The organism is Enterococcus sp. AZ089, assembly GCF_050547225.1.
In the GTDB taxonomy this organism is placed as follows: Bacteria; Bacillota; Bacilli; order Lactobacillales; family Enterococcaceae; genus Enterococcus_D; species Enterococcus_D entomosocium.
The window spans coordinates 1,042,597-1,066,602 of sequence record NZ_CP172954.1 but is presented as its reverse complement, the minus strand read 5'-3'; the positions used below and the strand labels follow the sequence as shown (position 1 = coordinate 1,066,602).

Here is a 24,006-nt window from a genome sequence, read left to right as displayed (position 1 = left end):
ATTATAAGCAAAGACAGAGGATTTGTCTTGTCTAAATTATTGGGTATTGGAAACAAAAATTGTGAAAAAAGAAGTTGCCTGAAACAGTCTACTTGCCAACCTATGCAGCTATCGATTCTGATCGATTGGGTCAATCATTTGTTGAACCTACTCTGCATCAATCACAGTAAAACGAGTATTTTCATGTTGCACTGTTTCAATTTCATCAAGAATTGCTTTGGCTAACGTACCGCTGGAAGTTACTGATTTCTTTTGGTCGTTGAAAAGCAAGTGATCTTTGCCTAAAATCGCTGGTTTAGCTGGTCCCTCTTGAAATAGATTCCCTGGAGAAATCCCGACCCAATGAACATTTTTGACGGTTTCTAAAAAGAGATATTCATCTAACTGATTTTCTGGGATCGCGATCCAGCTTTCACTTCCTGGGGCTTTTTTCAATTCGGTAAGATTGCGTTCACCCGCTTCGTTGAACAGGCTGCCAGCTCCTAAAATGAAGAACAAGCGTGTGTTCTTTTCTCGAAACAGGTGCACTAATTTTGCTGCCAAATCCACATGCAAGTACGCTTGGTCAGGACTTGTCGCAACCGCATCGACCAATACGTCAAACCCGTCGAGGTCTCCTTCTGTTAACGAAAAAGCATCTTTTGTAAGTGTTTTGACTGTATCACCAAATTGTTCTTTGGCTTTAGCTTCATTTCTAACGATAGCAGTCACCTCATGTCCTCGCTGTACTGCTTCTTGATAAATAGCTGAACCTGCATTTCCTGTTGCGCCAATAACACCGATTTTCATGATAATCATCCTTCCTCATCTTTTGTTTGACTAAAACAGTTGTTACTAATCAAGTTACAACTAAAGTATAAAAGAAACTTTCTTTCCTGTCAAGAAATTGCTTAGCAGGTGAAAGTTCTTTTTACTGTGTTGTGTCCGTTCAATCTACTGTTTGGCTTCTCCTCGAATGCCTTCAATGATTGATTGCAACGAGATGGCACTCATCTCCTGCTCGATTTTCTTTTGCAGCACATCATAGGTTTCTTCTAATACCCCTTGAATATTCCCCCCAATTAAGCAGTTGGGGTTGGTTTTTTTGTCTGCATGTAAAAGATGGTGGTCTTTTTCAACACTCGCATAAATGTCTAACAAAGAAATCTCATTTGGTTCCTTCGTTAGTTTAGGGTTTGGTTTTCCTCTTTGGCTTTCGATCAATCCAGCAACCCGTAAATCACTCATAATCCGGCGAACATAAGCAGGATTCGTTTCAACGCTCTGGGCGATCCGATCACTTGATAAATCAGTTCCTTTAAAGAGGTGGATGTAAGCGAGGATGTGAATGGCGTCGCTGTATTTGGTTGAATATTTCACTTCGTCTCCACTCCTTTTTCTTGTATCATACCTCTTTTTTAGCATTTAGACAAAGGGGACTGATCAATCTTACAAAACTCAAGAATCCCGTCAAAAAAAACAGCCCTCAAAAAGTTAGCACAAAAGCTTAACTTCTTGAAGGAACTGCATACTGAACCACTTTTTTACTTTTTATTTAAACGATCACTTTGCTAATAGCCATTCATCCATGCTGATTCAAGCTGATTGCCATCGGGATCAACGATTTCATAGCCGACCATCATGTCTTCTGGAATCCCCATATCAACTTGGAACGATTGGCCGCCATTTTCTTCTGCAATCTTCGCAAAATTCTTCGCTTCTTCTGGTGTATCGAAGCTAAACGCAATCAATGCACCACTTGTGTTCTTCGTATCCGCAATACGTCTGCCATTCAGAAACTGTTGATAAAACTCATGTTCTAACAACATCACCCAAATCGATTCACTCCAAACCATTCCGCTGCTAGTCTCGTTTGAGAACTCTTCATTTTTGACAAATCCCAACGCTTCATAAAAGGAGGTTGCACGTTTGATATCAGTGACAGGCAAATTTATAAACACCATTTTATTCGCCATTTTCTTGCCTCTTTTCTTTGATAAGTTGTATTGATGAATCCGCTCTCATTATAGCTTCTATCGTTGGATTCACAAAAACATCAGACCTTATCCTACGCCGTTGGTTTCTATCAGCTCATTCAAAACTCGTTTTTCCAAGCAAAAAAACCTTTTCATGAAAGGCCTTTTGCTTTTATCATCTATGGAAAAGTAACCAGATACGCATCACATAGAAGTCATTTTTTCGCTAATCAATTCAACTGCAAGCTGATCTGTTTTTTTCAATACTTAAAGCTCAAGTCTTGAATCGATCACGGTAGCTTTCCCACGATAAATTTTCCGATACTCTTTTGGCGTATAAGTAGTTGCTTTTTTAAATTTCTTACTAAAATAATTTGGATCATTGAATCCTGCTCTGACAGAGATTTCACTGATTGATCGATCACTTGTTGATAGTTCTTTTTTGGCAACTTCAATACGATAAATCATCAAGTACAATGAAAAGGTCATTCCTAATGTATTCTTGATCAAACGACTGGTGTGATACCGGCTTAAATGCAGGTGATCTGCTAAAGTATCTAACGTAATATGTTCTCTATAATTTTCATGAATATAGCGCAATATCTTATGTCTTAAAGAAAGCGAAGGAGAAGCCTCATTATTTTTCTCGATGTGTAGCAAGGAAATCTGATTGATGGATTGAATTCCCCGATCCAATGCATAAACAAAATCATTTGTGATCGGTTCGACCAAGTAATCAATCAAGCCGTAACGCAACGCTTTTTGAGCGGTAGCAAAACTTTCTACAGCAGAATACAAAATTGCTTTTGCATTAGGGCAAAATGAAAGCAATACTTTATATAATTCAAAAGAGTCCTCTTCGCCATCCGCATTAATCACTGCAATTTCAACCGGCTGCTCAAGACAGGTACGCTGAAGCGCTTTTTTTGAACAAACCGTCGGAAGCAAGATGACATTTGGAAAATGACGATCGATCAAACGAATCATATCGTTAACTGCTCCATGCTCTTTGCTATCAATGATCAATAAGTTACACACGAAATCTTCTCCTTCGTTTAAAATTCACCCGTTGGTTTTTCTATTTCTATTTATTTCTCTTGAAAATCAATGACCATTCGCCCTTTGATTTTTCCTGAAAGCATTTCATCAAAAATATCATTGATCTCTTCTAACTGACGCATGACAACTTTTGGAACGACTTTTCCTTCGGCTGCGAATTGGAAAGCTTCTGCTAAATCAGTCCGTGTTCCAACAAGGGAACCGACGATTTTAATACCGTCCAATACAAGTCGAGGAATGTTCAAGTCCATGCTTTCTGGTGGAAGACCAACCGCTACAATCGTACCACCCGCACGAACGGCATCGACAGCAGAATTGAAGGCTGCTTTTGAAACAGCTGTTACTACAGCTGCATGTGCGCCGCCGGTTGCTTCTTGAATAATTTTTGCCGCATCTTCTTTCGCAGGATTGATCACAAGGTCAGCGCCATGATCTCTTGCAAAGTCCAATTGTTTCTCGTTGATATCAATCCCAATCACTTTTGCATTAAAGACATTTTTTGCATATTGCAAGGCTAGGTTTCCTAATCCTCCTAAACCATAAATCGCGATCCATTGACCTGGTTTAATGTCAGAAACTTTTACCGCTTTATATGTGGTTACACCTGCACAAGTAATGCTGCTGGCTTCAGCAGAACCTAAGCCCTCTGGTACCTTCACTGCATAGTCAGCTACAACGATACACTCTTCAGCCATACCGCCATCTACAGAATATCCGGCGTTTCTAACGGAACGGCATAATGATTCATTCCCGTTCACACAGTATTCGCATGATCCACAGCTTTCATATAACCAAGCGACACTTGCACGGTCACCGATTGCTAGAGAAGTAACATCATCACCGATCGCGACCACTCTACCGATTCCCTCGTGTCCAAGTACGATTCCAGATGCATCTCCGAAGTCACCATCTTTTACATGCAAGTCCGTATGGCAGACACCACAACACTCCATTTTCAATAATGCTTCATTCGGACGAAGCGCTCTCAATTCTTTTTCCTCAATTTTTACAACCTTATCGTTTGATACTACAGCTGCTTTCATAAAGACACCTCTTTCAGTTCATTTAAATAAAGAACTTTCTTTTATTTGTGAAGTAATTAACTAACACGAAGAGGTCAGTAATAGCTAGATAAAAGAAAGTTCCCTATCGAGAAGGTTACCATAGAAACCATCAAAAAAAGGGGAATATATTGCTTTTTTTCTGTAATCATTTATGAGAAAAAAATAATGAAATAATTCAAGTTTTTTTCTTAGATTTCAAATTCCATAAACTACAAGGACTAAAAAAACGAAAAAAATCATCAGATAAATAACAAAAGTTTTAATAAAACCTATCAAGAGGAAATTACATAAACATGTAATCTTGGTCTTCCCCATTATTCTCTAATCCTTTTTTTATCAATTCGGTGATTTACGATTTATTTTCTTTCAGGCACTGAATGTCATATTGGTATTTAACGTGATGTCCCTCATCAGTGTTTTTCTAACAATTTTCACTCCCTTTTTCTCCTTCTCTGCACATAAAAGCAACTAGTGCTGAAAGGTGATCGATCAAACAATCGACAACCTGCAATCTGTCACTATCGGATAGCCGATAAATGTCCACAAAAAGTTTCAGTCGATGGCATTGTGTTTCACTCAGACGACTGTTCCCATCAAAATACAAGGGTACCCAGCGGTATGCAGCAATGATCCCCTCCTGTTCTTATAGTCGTTTCATGATTTTATCACAACGAATAGAAAGTTTTTTTCACCTCAGACAAAAGAAAAAAGCCCTTGAAATCAAGGGCTTTTGCTTCATCTGATAATAAATGATTAACGACGAATTTCTTTGATACTTGTGAAAAGCCATTAAAGCATTGATATAAAAGCATTTAAAAAAAGTGACTACTTTTTGACTACTGAATAGAAAAAACACTTTTTGAGAATCTTAAATACCTTTGTTTTTCCCTAATTTTCCAATGAATTAAAAGCAATTAAGGGCTTTAATTTTTCATTTGATGTCAAGTGTCGATAGATTTTTGAGGTCGTGCTATCTGTATGACCTAAACGATCCTTCAAAACATCCCAACTACAATATTCTGCAACTAAACTTGCCATAGTGTGACGTGCTAAATGGGTATGAAAATCTTTATTAATTCCACAACGTTCAACACAACGCTTAACATGATCATTTACATACTCACGACGATAAGGAATTCCGCGCTTACCAGGATCAAGATAGACAAATAAGAAAGTCTCATCTACAACGAATTTACTGTTTGTTCTCATATCATTCAATACACTAATTAATTGTCCAAGCTTTTCTATTACTAAAGATGTGACCGGTACTCGCCTAGCAGAACTAATAGTTTTAGTTGTTTCAATACGGAAATCTTTACTTTTACCTTTTACTGCTGTCTGTTTATAAAATAAGATTTCATTTCGCTCAAAATCTATATCTTGAGGTTGCAAGGCGAGTGCTTCACTCACACGACATCCAGTATAAAATAAAATATGAAAAAGCACAGACATAGGTAACTCTTCATTAATAATCCCGTAGTTTAAAAAAGTTCGTAACTCGTCTACTGTTAAAAACTTATCCTCTAAACTACTCACAGACTCTTTTAAATCTTTAACAGTTAACTGATACTTGGGCATTCTAACAAACTTCATTGGATTCTCATTTATCAAATTCTTTTTCTTGCAATAATTGAAAATCATATTTAGAACCTGAACAAGAGACTGTAAACTGTTTTTTGCATAACCTACGTCAACCCCATTAATTCCTTTTTCTTTTAAAATGAAAAGAAACTCTTGAAGTTCTTCTGAAGATAAGTTACTTAGCTTCATATCACCAATCCATCGATTAAGAATTTTCACCTGTTCTTCTCTCTTGTCATAAGTTGTCAGCTTCTGTTCACACAGAGATCGATAGTATTCAAACCACTTTTGACTAATTACATTAAATCTATCATCACTACCAATAAATTTTTGCTTAATTCTATGCTGTTTTTGCATTTCGAGATAAGCTAGTTGAGCTTCTCTTTTAGAATTAAACCCTCGTCTTGTAGTTCTAAAAGCCTGAAAGTACCAAGTGACCTTTCCAGTTGCAGTAACATGTTTTTTAAATCGATTCATACTTTCCATTTGTTTTTCCCTCCAATTACTAAGGAACCCAACAATCGGAAATTCTTGAAAATCTTTCTATTTATGAAATAATTATACCTCAAATAGACGAAGAAATGAATCCTATAATGATCGAAGTAAACGAAGCTGATCACGAAAATCATCTTCCTTTCCTTTTTTTACCCATTCTAAAATATCGTCTCTAAGATAGTGTCCTCTAATTCCAAACCAACAGTTAGGAAAATCTCCAAGTTTTATAAGACGATTTAAAGTACTATCACTTATTTGCAATTGTTCTTTTAAATCTTTATTAGTTAAAACTAATGGCAATTGATTGAGACTTAACAATTTACTAGTGTAATCATCTCTCTTTTCCTGACAAAACAGACAATTCTCTAATACCGAAAATGTTTTTTTATCGCCATCATTTGACATATTGCCTCTTCCTTTCTAATAATAAATTGCTCTATCAGCTGCTTTTGTCAAAAGCACATAGGTTTTTTCACCTCTCCCCAAGTTTACGGCGAGCCTTACGGAAGTATCATTATCCCACTATCAAGTCATCGCTTTTTATTGACTATATAAAAATTATTTTAGAACATTTATCGCTCGCTATTATAAAAAGGTCATGGCGTAACTAAAATATGCTCTTTGAAGTGTTAACGTACTGATAAAACCTATTCAAATTTCAAGGAACAATTAGAACTTTCAACTAAAGATCTCCTAATCTGAATATTAAAAGATCCTTTTAGAGAGAAAAATGGAAAGGGGATTTTTTTATTTTTTAACTTTAAATTTCAATATAGATTCTATTAATTTTGTTTCTAATTGTCTTAACATGATTTCATCTATATAAACAATAGATTTTCCCGTTTCGTTAAAACCATTTGACAATGATAAACTAGCCATGTAGCTTTGATAATACTTAAGTATAATTTTTATCGAAACTGGATCTTCCTCTATAGCAGATAAAATAATTGGTATTGGAACTAGTGGATAATAATTTCTCACCAAAGACCATACCCCGTTTTTAACTGTTCTATTGCCTTTGTTCGTTGGTACCAAATACCACTAGTACTCATGTTTAGTATTGTTGAAATTTCTTTGTCGTTAAAACCTGCAAAGTAATAAAGCAAAACAATCTTTCTCTTCGTTTCCGTTAAATCGTCAATGGCTGCTGATAATTTTTGGTCTGAAACTAAAATTTCCATTCCTAGTAAAAAATAACTACTTTGATTTTCAAATTCAGTCTGCGGATATTTTCCCTCATTGGAATAATCTAGTGGTTCTTCACTCTTTTTTATTCTAGAATTCCGTTTTCTGATATTTTTTGCTTCATTCCGTAAAACCTTTTTGCAATAAGCATCAAATTGATGTTGTATAGAATTTTCATTAAAAATTTTTCCCATCGTAAATTCGCTCCATTTTCCCCTTTCCACTAATACAACAATCTAAGAGTGCTTTTTTTTCGAAAAACTAGAAAAATATTGTAAAAATCCATATACTGAAATAGATAAAACTTGTTTTATCCTACAACTATCAAATGTTGCACTTACATTAAAAAAACAGATAACAAAAAACCGACTAGGTTAGCCTAATCGGTTTTCAAAATCTAAAAACTTATAATTTTATTTTATTATGTTTCTATAAAAAAACATTCATAACTCTAAATATATCTATTTTTTATAATTAAAATTTGGTATCGACAACCTTCCGATCTTCCCGATCTTCAGAAAGTGCGCAATCCTTTTTGGCCTTCTCTCTAGTACATATTCCTTTTATTACTTGTACTCTTAATATTGCTTCGCTTGACTCAAAATCTGCAAAATTCCAAACCTGTTCACCAACAAAATGATTACATTTATCTGTTACTTCGTGATTTACTTTTTAAGAGGCAGCTTGATAATCTACTATGAACATTGTTGGTAATGTATCATGAAGTCATGCTACTGTATCTACACCACATTCTGTAAACATTATTGGTATATCAGGACATATTTCCATCTACCTAGCTCTTTCTTCAACAGATATTTTGCATGTGTTAAGTCTTCACCTAAAACATACCAATTATAATAACGACTTAAAAATAATATATCAACAATATCACCTATTTTATAAATATTGAGTGTTGACTTTAAATACGTAACGTTTGTTACAGGTCTCTTCTGAGAATCAAATTTTCTAGTCAATTCGACTAAGGTCCCAAAATATTCTTTAGCATCTTCAGAATCCGAATCTGGGTCATTTACTATAGACCACATTACAACATTATGATGATTCTTATCTCATTCTATCAATTCTTTAATTACTGCTTCGTGGGCACTTTTTTCCGTATTTCTTTCCACGTATCATGCTTTTCTACAGTATCATCTATTAAAGTAACTATGAAATTTAATTACAATCCTACTGCAAGTAATTCATCAATAACTACAATACTTTCTCGATTTGCTAATCAATTAATTTCTTCTGAATAAGGATAATGGGAGGTTCTAAATGAATTAGCACCAATCCATTTCATTAAATTAAACTCTTTAATATTTACTGGTTCATTCAAACCACGCCCTTAAAGAATGTCTGTCGACATTCAACGCTTAGACGCAACTGTCCTGCGTGTTCTGCACGCCTGTAAAAAAACGTATCATCCTCGTTTTGATACGTTACCTTCGGTCCCTTGTTTTGATGAGTTCAAATCAATGAAGTCCTGCAGTGGAAAAATGAGTTTTGTTTTTATGAATAGGCAGACCCAGCAATTGATCGGTGTATTAGGGGGTCGTCGACTTGCTTTCTTAAAACTACATTTACTTAAATTCACTCGAAAAAGAACGAGCGAACGCGAAATACGTCGTGATGGATATGAATACACCACATTTTGAACTTGTAAAGGCGGTCTTCCCAAAAGCAAAAATTGTGACCGATCATTTTCACATTGTCCAACAAATCACTCGTTCGTTAAATCAGTTGCGAATCAAAACAATGAACATCTTTCAAAAAACGAAACCGACAAAGTATCGACGATTGAAACGATTCTGGAAAATACTCCTTAAGCATGCCTGTGATCTGGATAGTGCCAATTATCAATATGATCGATCCTTTCGTAGACCAGTGACGCAAAAAGCGATCGTTGATGAACTTTTGAGTTATGACGAGCAATTAACAAGGGCTCACGAGACTTGTCAGCTCCTCCTCTATCACTTTGAACACAAGGACAGCCAAAGCTTTTTCGATACGATCAACAGCTTAGATCAACACCTCCCCCAATGGTTTTGTAAGAAGCTAACGTTTTTAAATAAATACAAACTAGGGATTCAATATGCTATAAAAACCAGGTATATTAATGGTGCATTAGAAGGAACAAACAACAAGATAAAAGTGATAAAACGAGTAGCCTACGGATTTAAATCATTGAGAATATGAGAAATAGAATCTTTTTGAGCAATTAATTAAAGTAAGATGACAAAAAATCTGAGTTAAAATTTGATTTTATACAACTCATCACTCCTTATTGACAAAGAGCCTATTTTATTCATTCTGTCTCAGTTATGATTTTAAGTAACTCATCATGCCTTATTAATAAAGGAAAATTTTTCCCTCTATTTCTTAAAAAGCCCCCAAATTGCTATACTCTTTGTACACTATTATTCTGTAAAGTGATTGATTGTAATATTGGATATTTGTTCATAACATTATTATATATATTGGTATCGTTCTTATATTTCACTGTAACAACTAAAGCGTATTCTATTCTATCTCGTGCTTCTGATCTTGATAAACCATGAAGTCTGATAAATGGTTTATTTAAACTAGATATTAATTTGTTGACTCTTTGAGTTTTAGTAGTATCCCATTTTAGTAGCGTTCTTCTTCTTTGTCCTTCATCTAAATATTTAGGATTTTCTTTTATTGGATATGAAGCTTTACGATACCCACTTTGAACCAATGCCTCAACTTGTTCCCTATCTTCTTCACGAGACAAATCAATTGTCTTGGTTTTATTAGATTCTCTAAACATATATTTCTCTGAATTTGGATAAAAATCATCTTCTATCCCATATTCTGTGTATCTATCTGTGTGATTAGGATTAACTTTTGTTTTTGTTACCAGAGTCCAAGTGATGGTTGCAACTCGCGCTTCTGTGTTATCTGGAAGTGGGATAGGCAATAATACATAGCCTTTCGCAGATATTTTACCAGAATATAAAATTCTTATTTCATCTTCATTAGATAAAAAAAGTTGCTCTTCTCCTCTATTGAATTCTCCTTTTCCTTCCAACGAGATATCTCTGTCTGATGTTATCTTTAATGCAAGTGAGTGTTCTAAAAGAGCACGTGCTTGCCATACGTTTAATTCTGGATATTGGTCGAGAATAAAACCGAGTTTTCTGGCTATATGCGGTGCTGCAAATGATGTCCCATCAACTTTATTTAATAAATAGCTATAAGAAGAAATTGTGTGTATCGGATCCTTAGGAAGTAATCCCCCATGGTCCACTAAGTCAGGTTTTAGTTTAGCACCTTCTCGACCAGGTCCTATTGAACTATAATCAGTTGTTAATAACTTATCTTCATCATTTACATAATAGGCAGACACTGTCAGATTATTTACTGAATCTCCAGGGATTTGTATCCTCTTTGATATTCCTGAGTCTAATCCTGTATTTCCAGCTGCAATAACAAAGATAACATCATTTTCATAAGATATCTGATCCAATAAGCGTGTTAACGAAGACACAACTTCATCAAGTATTGGTCCTTGTGGTCCAATAGATAAATTCCATACTTTTATATTTGGATACCGAGGCACAACTTCCTTAATTAGCTTATCTACTGTAATTAAGTTAAACTCAACATCAAGATCTGATGGTAGCGCTCTAATACTTTGAATCCTAAACGCAGGTGACAATTCAAGGTTACCCGATTCTTCTAAATCTCCATATAAAAGTACGCTAGCTACAGATGTACCATGTTCTATATATTTTTGACTAGATGGGGCCGAACTCTCATGCAATTGATTTACTGTAGAAAAGAATTCTGTATTTTTTGCCACTCCACCATCAATTAAACCAATCCAAGGCAACTTCTTCAATTCCTCAGTTTCAATTTTATTGTACTTATAATTATTTCTCGTACTTTCTTGAGAAAAAGATGCAGATATAAATTCTCTATTATTAACAGAATAACTTGCTCTTAGTGGGTTGAAACTTTCGATTCTTCTTAATTCATCTTTAGATAGTCTGACAACAATAAATATTACATCTTCATCTGCTTTTAGGACATTGTAACTTTTAGAATCTATACCTAGTTTAGATTCAAATTTTTCGAGTAACTCATCAATATCAGTCACCGAATAAAAAGAAAGCTCATATAAACATTCTTCATCATCTTCGGAATCATAATTTATTAACGGACTCAACAATGAGATTTCTTCCATTCTTCTGATTTCTTTTTTTTGTATTTGTACAGAAGTATCAGAAATGTAATTTCCCAACAAATCAATGCTTTTTTCAGATCCCCTTAAAAAATCTGATCTTCCTTCTTCTCCTTCTTCATCAATCCACGTACAAGAACCAACAACTTCAATTTTTGAATCTCGATAAATTGAAGAAACTTGATATGATTTTGCTAGAAATTGGTGTGGATAGCTAATTTTAAAATAAATATTATCGAGTCTATCATCTATAGACATGGTTTTCACCTTATTTTTCAGCTGATAAAGTTGTGGTAAAAGATGTTCTCTTGCTTCTTCCAATTTTCTTTTAAATTTTTTTTCTTCAATGTCAGGTCCTCCCCCTCTGGATGGATCAGGACCAGACTCGGCTAAAACCTTACCATTAAGAATTAATGGATGCTTCTCCCCCATCTTCTTTCATCTCCTTTAAGTATCTTTGTACAGAACTTTTTGAAATATTAGTTAACTCTCCAATTTCTCTAGTTGTTAGTTTAGGGAAATTTTTATTTACATACTTAACAATCTCTTTCTTTTTTTTGGAATCTATCTTCGAACTAGAAATCTGATTAAAAATTGTTAAGAACATATTTTTATTTTTAAGTACTTGCAAACGCAATCCTTGTTGTGATAAAATTTCAATTTCTGCTGGAGAGAACTGTTCACTAAATTCTGCTAATAATAAAAGTTCTTGTCTAGTTAAACCGTGCTTAGAATATTGATCCCAAAGCTTAATTCTGTTATGAATATCTGGTAAAGTAACGTCTATTTTATCATCAAATCTCCTCCAAACAGCACTATCTAAATTCTCTTTGTCATTTGTAGTAGCAACAATTAGCCCTTCCCCATTCCAATTATCCAAACTTGTTAACAAAGAATTAACGACTCGTCTCATTTCTCCAACATCATTTCCCAAAGATCTACTTGTTGCAATACTGTCAAACTCATCAAATACTATTACAGCTTTTTTGGGTTCGAGTGCTGAAAAAAGTTTTGAAATTGTTTTACCAGAATCACCTAAATAACTCGAAAAAAGTGCAGGTAAATTTACTAAATTAAAGCTAAGGCCTAATTCATAGGCTAAGGCTTCTCCTATAGATGATTTTCCTGTTCCGGGAGGACCATTCAATATGATTTTTTGACTATATCTAATATCTAATTTTCGAAGTTTATCTTTGTTTTTATATGAAGCAATTATATCCTCTATATGGTTAAATACTTCATTATTAAGCACTAATTGAGAAAGCGATTTTGTTGGAATTTTTTGATACATGTATAAACTACTTTCAAAGAGATCTTTTTCACCTTTATATGAGCGAATAATTTTTTGATCTGGATATAAGCCTGCTTGGTGTTTAGATAGAAGCTTAGACATTTTTTCAGCGATGTTTTTTGTAGCATCATCCTTGTTTAACATACGAATCATAGATAAAATAATAGACTCGAGTGAATTGTTGTCATTACCAAAGCTTGCTTCAACTAAATCCGGCAAATAATTAAGAACATTTTTACGCATTGCGCTCCTCCTTTTCGTCCCAAATAAAACCAAATCCATATCGCGGGACAGGATATGGCATATCGATTGATATAACTGAAAAAAAAACGATAATATATCGTCCCACAATTATACAATATAACCATCAATAAAAAAAGAAGAAAAATACAAAGCTAACTGATGTTCGATATTTTTAGTATTACCTATTAATAGTTTTTCTTTTTGAAATATCAAAAATTAGATTATAATGATTTTGACGTCTTATTTTTTGTGATGTTACTATAATTCCAATAATCTCAAATATAAACCTTTTCCCTAATGGTTATCACAGTTTCAATCCCCCATCTAATCCCCTTAATAATTGGTTTTAATTCTTGAATCTCCTTTTTATTTGACAAAAAATCAATTTTTTATTGAAATATTTTTCTTTTTAAAGATTTTACATTATGATTACTTAAGCTAAATTCAATCCCAATAAATCTGTTATCAATCTATCAATTTCTCCATTATCTGATAGATCATTTACAATTACCCATTAGTTTCTTCTTTTATAATCGTGAAAAATCATTCTAAGAAACACACTTTCATTTCTTATTTCACATTCATCATTGACGTAATTGACTACTATATTTGTAAGTGATTGCTCAAAATATTTTGAGCAATCACTTACTTTTGGATAACGTTGTCCATTATAATGTCATTCTCCTATTTTTTTATCTATTTAATTCTAATATAATGTCACATGTTTTTATTTCTGAATACTTTTTCTATTTCTTCGGAATGTTTTTTATTATGTTATTTTCAAGAAGTTATTCCCTGAATTGTTCTCTGTATAACCGTTAAATAGGATACATCCATTCAAAGGTTCCGATAAATCAAAATTAACTATTGTTTAGTTCTCTTGATCGCTGATTGTTCTGCATTAGGACAGTAAATCGATAATAATATATTTTAAAACCTAAAATATCAAATTCATTTTTGACAACTAATCAACCAAAGAACAACAACGAAAAAGGGAGACAAAACGATGTTCATTCTGTCTCAGAATTAATTTTCCCTTTCCATCAGTTCTTTTAAGGACATAAAAACTTTTCATGACACTATTAATTAATTTGCTTAAATAAAAAATAGGCATCCGTAAGTATTAATTTTATTGTATTGCTTAGAATACATTATTCGTCCATTACTTTTAGCTTCGTTTTTACCTCTCCACCGTTCATTTTTTGCTTATAATCATCGATCGAATATGTGGAAATTTTCAATGTGATATTATATTCTCCTTCTTCAAGTTCTTTTGATATAGGTATTGCTTTGACAGCCTTACCCGGCTCAATTAAATCTGTTTTTAATAAAACTTCTTCCGTATCATCCATTATAACTTCAAACTGAAAATATACTGGATTTCCTTCTGGATTATATAGCGCAACGTATGCAGCCCCCTCTCCTTTTTTCGCGACAATTTCATCATACCCTGGAATTGCAATTTTACTATCGTCCCAGTTAGCAGGTCGTTTTAACTTGGATTCATAATCACTTGCCCCTCCATCTAAGCTAGGACCGTTGTCTCTAAATTGTAATCCTCCAACGATTAATAAGACAAGTGCTAATACACTAATCAGTATACCTCCAACTTTTTTCCAGTCTGTCCCATTAATTGCCACATACTCGTCATTATCACAAACTACATAACCTATGTGTCGTTGAAATTTTTTATTTGTCTGAATATTTCCTATGTAATGATACTTTTCTTCTTTCGTATCATCACTCAATAAAGCCACATTTTTTTCTTCATTATTCGTTAATTCACCAATTACTTTAACTTTGTCTTTGAAATTTTTAGAATAAATTTCTCTCATTTTTTTTATTGAATAATATTCCCAAGTGTTGCCATTTTTATCAATAAATTTTTTGTCATAATCCCTTTGTTTTTGATATTTCTTCAACTGTATCTCTCCTTCACAAATTTTTCTGTTACAATATAATTAAAGTTGCTTTTCCTCAAAATAAGACTACAGTGTGCAAATTGTATGCTTTGCCTCCTGTAGCCCATTTTCTAGCTAACTTATGAAAAATATTAATCATTCATAAGTAGTTTTTTTATTTTTTTCCAATACATAATAATACACCCAAGTAAAATCAGAAGTCCCATTTGTACCAAAGTATCACTTTTTAATCCTCCGGTTTTTGGAAAAGTTTTATCTGATGAGGATGGGCTGTTACTAACGTCCCCTTCATTTTTTTCATTAGATTCCTTAAAATGAACTTCCAAAAAAGTATCTTCCGCTAATCCTTTCAGCTTAATTTCTGTCCCATTTCTGCTATCGAAGGTTTGCAAATTATTGATTGTAGTTCCTTGTTTCGTTCGCCAAGTAATACTATCAATCTCAGCATTTTTCTCTGGAACTGCCAATAGAACTTTCTCTTGCCCTACAGGCAACTCATAAATCATTGTCCCACTAGCTATTGTTTGAGAACCATCTACCACCATTCCTGGACCACTCACTGAAACAGAAAGTTTATGTTTCTCAGTAATAGAAACAGTATAAACTACCGGAACTTCTTGATTCTTCTCCGATGCTAATGCTGATTCAAAGGAAGCAACGAAAAACAACAAGAATCCAAGTAAAAGTATACAAATACTTTTTTTCATATTGGTTATCCCCTTTCCTTGAAGACACTTATGGATTATATTCAATAATAAACTGCATCGTCCCTGTATAAGTTGCTTTCTCAACGACAAAGCTTTCACTTGGTGTCTTTAACCTGAAAACTCCTTTTCGGTTTTCATTAGTTAACTCCATCAATGGATCGGCTTTGTCTGTTCCCAACCCAGTTAATTTATCTTCAAATGATTTGTATACATTCACTCTTGCTCTATCTTTAGGATCCTTATCATTGGTCATTGTACAAACTGCATCTGTATAAATAGTTATCTTACCAGAAAATTCTTCATTTGATTTGACAGAAACAATGTCTTTTCCACCTACCATACCCGAAACAAGAGGATTCTGTTTATCTACTGTTATATCTGGATTATAGTCAGGTGAGGTTGGATCAATAGTTGGATCATAATCAGGTGAATTTTCATCGATAACATCACCTAAAGTTAATTGAGACGGAATTTCCACCAAATAATCAGGAGTATCTATTGGGCGAAGTGTGACACTCATTGTACCTGAAAACTTCTGTCTAGGTTCAGGCTCGCTTTCCCATTGATAGCTTACCATTTTAGTTTCAGCAGTTACACCTGTCCAAACCACCTTATTTGATACAGCATCATATAGATATTTTTCTGACTCTACAATATCTTTACTTATACCATCAGGAAGATAGATTGTATTTTCAACAGAGAAAGTGTCTTCACCAAAATAAGGTTCTTCTTTACTCGCTACTTGATTTAACACGGAATACTCAAAAATATTATCTTTGTAACTTTGTATATTACTTAAGGGACGTAAGTCAGTTATAAGATTATTATCAAGATTTAATACTCTTAAACTATCACAGCTTTTCAATGGAGCAACACTTTTAATCTTATTTTTCTGAGCATAAAACTCTTCCAAATTGGAAAGTTGTCCTATCTTTTCTAAATAATCCGAGTCTAGATTTGCACTATTAAGATATAAAATTGTTAGTTGAGTTAACTGTTCGACCTTTTGTGGCGCCTCATTCTCCGAAAGATTCAATTGATCTAATTGTGATAAACCCGCTAGTTGACTCACCTCAGAGATTTTGTTCGTACTTAAATCAATATTACGAGCATTCTCACAATATTCTATACCGGTTAAATTTGAGATACCTAAACCTGAGAGTTCTATCTCATTCAAAGTTGCTAATTCTTTAGCATATACCTCTTGTTCAAATACTGTAGGTCTCTCTTGTGGAATCGTATTTACCACATTAGTCACAAGTCCCTGTTTTAGAGCAGAATCTGGAATAGACACAACTTCCTCACCTTTTGTATTCATTTGAGCTTTATTCACTTCACTCCCAACTGTCAACTCATGAGATAATGCGGTAATATCCTTACCCAAAACTTTGGGTATTCGTATAACATATTCAATTGTCCTCACTTGTTGGTTAGCAGGTAATGTGGTTTGTATTTTTTCTCCTTCAAGGAACTTCGTTGCGTCAATTGTTTGATCATCAGTTTCGGATTCTCCCACATAACTCTTAAAGCTCCCCTTTACAATATATGGCTTGTACCAAAATGGTGACGTACTATTGTCTTCTAAGACCCGTTCATTTCTGAATGACTGATCAGTTAATTGTAAATTTACACTCTTTTCCTCTTCAGTTTCTTGAGTGTTCTTTATCTGATAACGGATTTTCACTTCTTCTTCTTCTTCAAAAATAGAGTTATTAGGTACAACTGTTTCATTTCCTGAACCATCTTTTTTAAGATAAGATACATTTATTTCAGGTTGAGAAGTATAGTTTATTTTTTTTATGTGATAACGAATAGGCGCCTTAAGATATTGTCCATCTTGTTGTCCATCTTGGGACTTATCATGTGCATAGTCACCGGTACATGCAACTAAAGAAATATATGCGTTATTTTTCAGTCTTTGCGCCATTTCAGAAGAAATTTTTTTTTCAGTAATCCACTCACCAAGAGTAAATGTCATCAAATTTTCTGAGCTGTCCCAACTTATCTTAAAATTTTCTGGAGTTGGAAATGCATAGTCCTCAGCGGGCTCATTATATGAAATAGGTACTAACTTGCTAGTTGATGAAACTCGCGCATTTGCATCTGTTTCATTAATACTTATATGAGCACCTTTAGCATTGGCATCTCCATATATCACTCTATTACTATTCTTACTACTTGGAGATGAATCTACTTCTAAAACTACACCGTTATCTAGCGGATTTCCATTATATGCACCAAGACTAGGTACGTCATATACAGCTAAATTAGCAAATGGCCTTGCACCATTGTACCGATCCTTTCCTGTCGGATCATCATGAAATAAAATAGAAAAACCATGGTGCCATTGGCACCACTCATCAGAGAGATCTTGTCCAGTAAAACGAGTTCTTATTAGTTGGAGAGTTCCTTCAATTTCTAAATCACGGTTAAGATCTACTGCAGGACTTGTCATTACAAATTTTTGTCTCATGTAAGATCCTGCTTCTACAGTTCCTCCATCTATCGTATATTTCGTTTTGTGACCCGCATATTCATGCCACGCGTATTTGAACCAATTATCAAAATTGGGTTCTCCTAAAATATCCGAACTACCAAAATTCACCTCACTACTTAGTCCCAACGAATCATCGTTTTCATCCAACGACACTCCACCACTTTCTGTTTCCGAAGTTGCAGGATCAGTATTTTCAGTACGAGATGTGTCCTCTAGTTGCACAGAAAATGACCATACAATTTCACCAGAAAACTCTCCTTTTCCAGTATCATGTTTAAACATTGCCTGATAATTTTGCTGACCATTTTTCAAATCACAAAGATAAATATCTCCTGATTCTGTAAGTTGTGATTGTGGGGTTAAATCAGAAATAGTTTGCCCATGAATATCCTTTAATGGATTTTCTATGGTTATCTCGGATTTAGTTATTAGAGGGATATTTTTTTCTATTTTTTGTTCTGAAATATTCAAAGATTCTAATTGATTTAACGCACTTAATGGTGATAAATCAACAATACTATTTGAGGAAAGGTTGATACTTTTTAAGTTTTTTAAGTTTTCTATACCAGCTAAATTGCTTATCCCTTTATTACTTAAATCAATATTTTCCAAAAGTAGTAAATTTTCTGTAGTTAGTTGTTCATACTTGTTTTGCTCTAAACTTAATTTATTTACTTCTATTAAAAGATTATCGTACAAATTTTTATCCTTAAAACCTAAAGACAACTCTTCTTGAGCATTTTCGTTTGCACTTGCAATATTGGGGACTAAAGCATTTATAACGATAGCTCCCACAAGAGTTATTATTAGAAAAAGAGAAATATATTTTTTCTTTTTCATAAGTCATCCTCCTTTCTTAAAGAAGAGAGCCAGAAAAGATTTTCCTTTTCCGGCCCCCTTAGTCACTCTTGTCTCTTACTGTTTTTGTACGGTGTAAGTTAATGTATCTGTAAATTGACCAACTTTATTTGTTGTCCCAGTAAGTGTTGCTAGACCAGGAATCTTTGCTGTTGTATCACTTCCACCAGTCAACGTCCCAACTTCAACATCACCTGTTGTCATTACTTTAGATCCATATCCTACTTGATAGTCAATTTCTGCATCATCTTTTGTCAGTTTATAGCCGTTAGTTGATGCAAGTTTTACTCCTACATTCAAGCTACTATCAGTATGTTGATTTCCATCCATGTCTTGTAATTCAACTGTAACGTCAACTTTTTTTCGTTCTTCATTGAAGCTCACAGCAGACGGAATTGCAACTTGCCATTGTGGGTCACCTGGATTGTCTGGATCAGGAATTGTATTTTGATTAGAATAAATAACTTTAACATCTTTTTCACCAGGTGTTGCAGCAGATACTACAGAAGGCACCGCGACACTACTCAAAATTGCCCCAATTGCTAAAGTACTTAGTAAAATTTTTTTCATACAAAACACTCCTCTTATTAAGTTACTTGAATAATTTTGTCCCTAGGCCTTTCGGACAAATTCATATTAGCATTTTAAAATGAAACTTCTTTTCTTTTTATTTATTAATTTAACAGTCCTACTTAAAAAAAAAAAAAATGATATAATAAATTTAAGAATACTGAGAAGTTAGTATCGAAAGGATTTAGTCTGCATTCATAAAGATAGATAAATTAGCTAGCTTAATTTTTGTCACAAATAATAGTCTATTTTCGATTCATTAAACTAGAAAATACTATTTTTTACTTTTTTTTAATCCGATTGATTTGTCCCACCAAAAATAAAAAAATTGGTACAAATATATAACTTGTTTTTTATCCAAATATCTTTCTTTAATTAAGATTTTAGGACTTCTTAATTGGTTCTTTTGCACACCAAGAAAGTTATCGGTCTATCCTTACTTTATGCAAGAGTATAACTAATATCACCAATCATGAAGATAATAAAACGAGTATTCTACGGATATAAATCATTCGATAACATGAGAATTAGAAACTTTTTGATCAATTAATTAATCAAAGTAAATATCCACCCGTGAAACGGGTGGCTTTTTAACAGCCCTAGAAGGGCTCACCACTCTCTAGCCCCTTAAAAGGGGCTTTTTAAATGACCACCAACCGCTCACAGCCCTATCTCTCTTTAACTATTTAAATGGATCTACATACTCTTGTTTACTTATACTATCTCTTATTCGATCATCTGCTTCTTGTTCTCGAATATATTTTTCAATTGTTTTTTGATTTAACCCAACCGTACTCACATAGTATCCTTTGGACCAGAAACTTTTATTCCCATACTAATATTTCAAATTCGCATGTTTTTCATGGATTAAGGTTGCACTTCGTCCTTTTAAGTAGCCCATAAAAATAGAAATACTAATCTTTGGTGGTATTCTTACTAACATATGAATATGGTCAGGCATGGCATGAGCTTCAATGATTTCAACATCTTTCATCTCACACAATTTTCTTAATATCTGACCAATACTTACTCTTAACTTTCCTTAAATCACTTTTCGTCAATACTTCGGGGTGAAGACTATGTGAACCTTACAATTCCATCTGGTATGTGCTAAACTTTTATCGTCGTTAGACATAAAAAAACTCCTTTCGATCTGATATGCGGTTGGTAGCCACTATTAGTATATCGAAAGGAGTTTTTTATCGCTAAAGCTATTTCGTCCACGCGCAGAAACGCGCGGTTTTTTTGTTTCGTACGCTACGCGAACGAAACTGACTAAAGTCAATAAACAAAAAATCTGACCCAGATTTGATTTTGCACAACTCATCAGTCCTTATTGACAAAGAGCCCTTTTTGATCAATCAATTAATCAAAGTAAGATAACAAAAAATCTGAGCCAGAATGTGGTTCATTCTGACCCAGATTTGATTTTACGCAACTCATCAGTCCTTATTGACAAAGAGCCATTTTCAGTTGTATATTTCTCTACCATCACTAAATGTCGAAGAACGACTCTTTTTCTTAGAATAAAATTGTTAACGGATCAATCAGTCCATTCACCGCTAAATTGCGATCTAAGGCAAATTCTAAATGCAAATGCGGTCCCGTACTATTTCCTGTTGAACCCACATAACCAATAATTTGTCCCTGTTCAACTGTTTGTCCCACTTCCACACAATATTCTTGTTGATGGGCATAAAGGGCAGCACTTCCGTCTTCATGCTCAATTACTACCACGTTTCCCCAAGAAGGGTGAAACTCCGCTTTGATAACCATTCCTGCCTTACTCGCATAGATCGGTTCTCCTTGATTGGCTGCCATGTCTAACCCTCTGTGGAATTCTTCTCCTCGCCAACCGAAGGAACTAGAAATTGAATAATTTTTTAGAGGTACCATATAGCCATCTTTTGCGAGTGTTGATCCCGCCACTTCTTTATCAAACGTCGTTAACTCATACGTTTCAATCAACCCATTTAATTTTTGGTCATATTGGGTATCAGTAGCGTATCTTCCTGTTAAAAATTTGGTCGCTTCCTGATAAGTTTTTGCCTTACTTTTCCAAACACCATCATAAAAAGACGTATTTCCAACTAAGCCTTCTTTTAACAGTTTGGCATAGTCTTTTAAGCTTTCTTCGTAGCTCTCATACTGCCGAAAGGTTGCTTGGGTCGTATAAAGTGTTCCGTCTCCTAAATCTTCTTGTGTCGCAAAAGAGACGCCTTTTCCATTATGTGTGCCTTTAATCCCAAACAAATTATAATTCGGTGCTTGGGCTAACTTGCTTTGACCACTAGCTGATTCTAAAATGGCTTGGGCGATCATGACAGAAGCATATAAATCATTTTCTTGTCCAATTTTACGAGCAGATTCACCGATTTTACGGATAAACGTTTCTACAGACTCATCTTTTTCAAAATGAATCTTCCCTTCGGTATCTTGTACGCTAGAAGGGACTAATTCTTGTATCGGTGCGCTTGGTGCTTGATGATAGTTTTTTGTCTCTTCTGAAACGGTTGGTTGTGCCTGTGATACGTCATTCATAGGTGCAGTCACACCCTGTTCAGGTGCCTTTTGTGGGCGTTCCGTTTTTATTGGCTGTTCCACTTCTGTTTCTGTACTTGGTTTTTGAGGAGCCTGTGCGCTTTCATCAGAAGGTTGCTCATTTGGTTTTTCTGACGATTCCTCTTCAGGTTTTTGATTGTCTTCTGGTTTGTCAGGTTGATTCGGTGTTTCTGGCTGTTCTTCAGAATCGATTGGTGGAACATCCGTTTCTGGATTATCTGGTGTATCTTCAGTCGGTGTTTCTGGTTGATTTTCTTCTACAGTGGAACTTGTTGTATTTTCTTCGGTTATCGTTGCAGATTGCGAATTTGTCGGTTGATTGTTGTTCTGTTCATTAGCCAAAACCGCTGGCGTATAACCAAAAACCTGACTAACTATTAACAAAGTAGATAATAGTTTACTTCTTTTTCTCACTCAATATACTTCCTTTCTATGATTATTATTAAGATAGTAGTAGCTTGGTATCTACAAAAACAAGCATTTTTACTATACTTACTCGCTCGATAATGTGTTAATTTTTTGTATATTCTTTCAGAAAAAAAATAATTATTTATCTATTATAGTCTTATATAGTGCATCTAATCGGCGTAACAATCCTACCTTCTTCCTGTAAGTTATAGTCACTCCATCACTATTTGAGATCTTGAAAATCAATTCTCTCCATTATTTCAAATTCTTGAGGATTAAAACTAATACCACACCTCTGTTTTTAAAAAGGTGTATCTTAATCAATGATCTGAAAAGTTAACTAAAACTTTTAAATTAAGTTCAATATGATCAATTAAGTGTTTCACGATCCAGTTAGAACTCTTTATTTGAAACTTTTATTCTTTCCCTGAGCCCTCCCACTTTTCTAAACTTAAACTCCATTATTTAAATTATTAAAATCTGTATTACGATTTTAATGACCAAATATCACTCAAATTAAATCTTTAGGTTGGGATTTTTAATAGTTTCTAAAAAATCTTGGGTTCCTTTTTTTATAATTAGCAAATTTGAAACTATTTATTCTTGATATTTCCATTCCTTTGCATAAAACTTTACATAAATTTTATTTCAAAAAAACAGTTTTAATTAAATAGTCACAAAGAAAACAGTAAACGGTGCATTCATAAATACCTTCTTTATATATATATTCCCCAAAATATTATACTATTTTTTTAGCTTTTAAAAATACGTGATAACATTATCTAGTATGGCTATGCTTTACATTAAACAATTGATACAATTTTTAAAAGTTAATAAAACGTATAGGATCAATTTTTCTCACGGTGCCAATATTATTGGAACTACGAAAACATTAATAACAACGATTATAAAAATACTCCTTCTAGCATCTAATCATAAAAATAAACGTCAGTCGACATTAAAGATCATTAAGGGCTTAACCGGCATCTTTAGATTATATCCGCACAATTCTTTGAAGTAAGTTTGAAAATCATTTTCAACGATGCAAATAATTTCTTGGGAAGAAAAAACATCATATGAAATAAATTCAGCAAGTAAATTAAGTCTAGCATCAATCCCTAATATTTGAGGAAATACTTGCCAGAACGTTTCTTCTGAAATAATAGCAGTTAGTTCATCTAACCTACATAGTTGCTTATTTATGTAATCATCCCACTCGGTCTCATTTCTTCTCCCCAAAAGAGTACCCTGAAAATATTCTATATATTCTTCCTGAGTTTTGAACAGCGACATGTTTTACCTCCTTTTCTAAATTGACAATAAACAACCTTAAATTTACTAAATCCACCAATTAACTTTTAGATATCTCAAACACTTTATATGTATTCTAGAGTAAGTA

19 protein-coding genes and 2 pseudogenes are annotated in these 24,006 nt (G+C 33.9%); 1 reads left to right on the top strand and 20 read right to left on the bottom strand.

Annotation, left to right across the window (positions count from 1 at the left end; genetic code table 11):
• Positions 1–147: 147 nt before the first annotated feature.
• From IGJ01_RS04865 to IGJ01_RS04815, 11 genes and pseudogenes are all read right to left on the bottom strand, one after another.
• Complete coding sequence (locus IGJ01_RS04865) at positions 148–798, bottom strand: NAD(P)-dependent oxidoreductase (RefSeq protein WP_244733300.1); 651 nt, start codon at positions 796–798, stop codon at positions 148–150.
• A gap of 135 nt (positions 799–933) precedes the next feature.
• A complete protein-coding gene (locus IGJ01_RS04860) occupies positions 934–1,359 on the bottom strand; it encodes an Rrf2 family transcriptional regulator (RefSeq protein WP_034878711.1) in 426 nt (141 codons plus the stop codon).
• Between the two features lie 191 nt (positions 1,360–1,550).
• On the bottom strand, positions 1,551–1,955 hold the full coding sequence (locus tag IGJ01_RS04855; protein WP_096742382.1) for a VOC family protein: 405 nt from the start codon (positions 1,953–1,955) through the stop codon (positions 1,551–1,553).
• 267 nt (positions 1,956–2,222) lie between these two features.
• Complete coding sequence (locus tag IGJ01_RS04850; protein WP_176285408.1) at positions 2,223–2,942, bottom strand: AraC family transcriptional regulator; 720 nt, start codon at positions 2,940–2,942, stop codon at positions 2,223–2,225.
• Positions 2,943–3,043: 101 nt separating this feature from the next.
• The gene (gene adhP / locus IGJ01_RS04845; protein ID WP_008377614.1) at positions 3,044–4,057 is read right to left on the bottom strand and encodes an alcohol dehydrogenase AdhP; all 1,014 of its coding nucleotides are present in this window, start codon (positions 4,055–4,057) and stop codon (positions 3,044–3,046) included.
• Between the two features lie 909 nt (positions 4,058–4,966).
• Positions 4,967–6,145, bottom strand: a complete 1,179-nt coding sequence (locus tag IGJ01_RS04840; protein WP_430601488.1) for a tyrosine-type recombinase/integrase — start codon at positions 6,143–6,145, stop codon at positions 4,967–4,969.
• Positions 6,146–6,247: 102 nt separating this feature from the next.
• Entirely contained in the window at positions 6,248–6,559 is a 312-nt protein-coding gene (locus IGJ01_RS04835; RefSeq protein WP_430601487.1) for a helix-turn-helix transcriptional regulator, read from the bottom strand.
• A gap of 342 nt (positions 6,560–6,901) precedes the next feature.
• Entirely contained in the window at positions 6,902–7,135 is a 234-nt protein-coding gene (locus tag IGJ01_RS04830; protein WP_430601486.1) for a helix-turn-helix domain-containing protein, read from the bottom strand.
• Positions 7,132–7,533 (bottom strand): RNA polymerase sigma factor, encoded by a 402-nt coding sequence (locus tag IGJ01_RS04825; protein ID WP_430601485.1) that lies wholly within the window; start codon positions 7,531–7,533, stop codon positions 7,132–7,134. Before IGJ01_RS04825 ends, IGJ01_RS04830 begins: the two co-directional genes overlap by 4 nt.
• A 567-nt stretch (positions 7,534–8,100) precedes the next feature.
• Positions 8,101–8,385 carry a glycoside hydrolase family 2 TIM barrel-domain containing protein gene (locus IGJ01_RS04820; protein ID WP_430601484.1) on the bottom strand — a complete coding sequence of 95 codons (285 nt, stop codon included), beginning with the start codon at positions 8,383–8,385 and terminating at the stop codon, positions 8,101–8,103.
• A gap of 194 nt (positions 8,386–8,579) precedes the next feature.
• Positions 8,580–8,687: pseudogene (locus IGJ01_RS04815) on the bottom strand (glycoside hydrolase family 2 TIM barrel-domain containing protein); the annotation flags it as partial.
• 284 nt (positions 8,688–8,971) lie between these two features.
• On the opposite strand from IGJ01_RS04815, the gene IGJ01_RS04810 reads away from it, so the two are divergent.
• Complete coding sequence (locus IGJ01_RS04810) at positions 8,972–9,538, top strand: transposase (RefSeq protein WP_430601483.1); 567 nt, start codon at positions 8,972–8,974, stop codon at positions 9,536–9,538.
• Positions 9,539–9,740: 202 nt separating this feature from the next.
• Here IGJ01_RS04810 and IGJ01_RS04805 read toward each other — a convergent pair whose 3' ends face one another.
• The 9 genes and pseudogenes from IGJ01_RS04805 to IGJ01_RS04765 all read right to left on the bottom strand — a co-directional run bounded on the left by IGJ01_RS04805 (position 9,741) and on the right by IGJ01_RS04765 (position 23,900).
• Positions 9,741–11,981 (bottom strand): S8 family peptidase, encoded by a 2,241-nt coding sequence (locus IGJ01_RS04805; protein WP_430601482.1) that lies wholly within the window; start codon positions 11,979–11,981, stop codon positions 9,741–9,743.
• Complete coding sequence (locus tag IGJ01_RS04800) at positions 11,953–13,083, bottom strand: AAA family ATPase (protein WP_430601481.1); 1,131 nt, start codon at positions 13,081–13,083, stop codon at positions 11,953–11,955. Before IGJ01_RS04800 ends, IGJ01_RS04805 begins: the two co-directional genes overlap by 29 nt.
• Positions 13,084–14,234: 1,151 nt before the next feature.
• The gene (locus tag IGJ01_RS04795) at positions 14,235–15,005 is read right to left on the bottom strand and encodes a hypothetical protein (RefSeq protein ID WP_430601480.1); all 771 of its coding nucleotides are present in this window, start codon (positions 15,003–15,005) and stop codon (positions 14,235–14,237) included.
• A gap of 131 nt (positions 15,006–15,136) precedes the next feature.
• Positions 15,137–15,712, bottom strand: a complete 576-nt coding sequence (locus tag IGJ01_RS04790) for an LPXTG cell wall anchor domain-containing protein (RefSeq protein WP_430601479.1) — start codon at positions 15,710–15,712, stop codon at positions 15,137–15,139.
• A gap of 28 nt (positions 15,713–15,740) precedes the next feature.
• A complete protein-coding gene (locus IGJ01_RS04785; protein WP_430601478.1) occupies positions 15,741–19,049 on the bottom strand; it encodes a leucine-rich repeat domain-containing protein in 3,309 nt (1,102 codons plus the stop codon).
• A gap of 75 nt (positions 19,050–19,124) precedes the next feature.
• Complete coding sequence (locus IGJ01_RS04780) at positions 19,125–19,637, bottom strand: hypothetical protein (protein WP_430601477.1); 513 nt, start codon at positions 19,635–19,637, stop codon at positions 19,125–19,127.
• A 682-nt stretch (positions 19,638–20,319) separates the two neighbouring features.
• A pseudogene (gene tnpA, locus IGJ01_RS04775) lies at positions 20,320–20,772 on the bottom strand (IS200/IS605 family transposase).
• A 386-nt stretch (positions 20,773–21,158) separates the two neighbouring features.
• On the bottom strand, positions 21,159–22,613 hold the full coding sequence (locus IGJ01_RS04770) for a glucosaminidase domain-containing protein (protein ID WP_430601476.1): 1,455 nt from the start codon (positions 22,611–22,613) through the stop codon (positions 21,159–21,161).
• Between the two features lie 942 nt (positions 22,614–23,555).
• Positions 23,556–23,900 carry a DUF7006 family protein gene (locus tag IGJ01_RS04765; protein WP_430601475.1) on the bottom strand — a complete coding sequence of 115 codons (345 nt, stop codon included), beginning with the start codon at positions 23,898–23,900 and terminating at the stop codon, positions 23,556–23,558.
• Positions 23,901–24,006: the final 106 nt, after the last annotated feature.